This is a genomic window from Paraclostridium sordellii (assembly GCF_000953675.1).
GTDB lineage: Bacteria > Bacillota > Clostridia > Peptostreptococcales > Peptostreptococcaceae > Paraclostridium > Paraclostridium sordellii.
The window spans coordinates 3,386,935-3,387,273 of sequence record NZ_LN679998.1 but is presented as its reverse complement, the minus strand read 5'-3'; the positions used below and the strand labels follow the sequence as shown (position 1 = coordinate 3,387,273).

General features: G+C 30.4%; 1 protein-coding gene. It reads right to left on the bottom strand.

Annotated features, from left to right (window positions below):
- On the bottom strand, nucleotides 1-339 hold a 339-nt coding region (locus ATCC9714_RS18000; RefSeq protein ID WP_280136266.1), incomplete at both ends, for a flagellin.

Below are 339 nucleotides of genomic sequence, written 5' to 3'. Positions count from 1 at the left end.
TGATAAGTTTTCAGTAGAAGTTGTTAAGTTTGAAGAAGTACACTCTAATCTATTTTGAGTTGCTCCTAATGTAGCTCTTCCTGTATTTATTTTTTCTAAAGCAGCATCTACGCTAGTTACGTAAGCTTGTGCTTTAGATGCATCTGTTACATCTATTTTTGATAAAGTCTTAGCTTCTGCTACTAAGTCTATTGTAGTTATTTTTCTTGTTTCAGTATTAGCACCAGCTTGTATAGTGAAGTTTGTAACACCACTTAATAAGTTTTTACCATTGAATTTAGTTTCTTTACCTATTTTATCCATTTCCTCTTGTAATTGAGTTAATTCTGTTTTTATCTT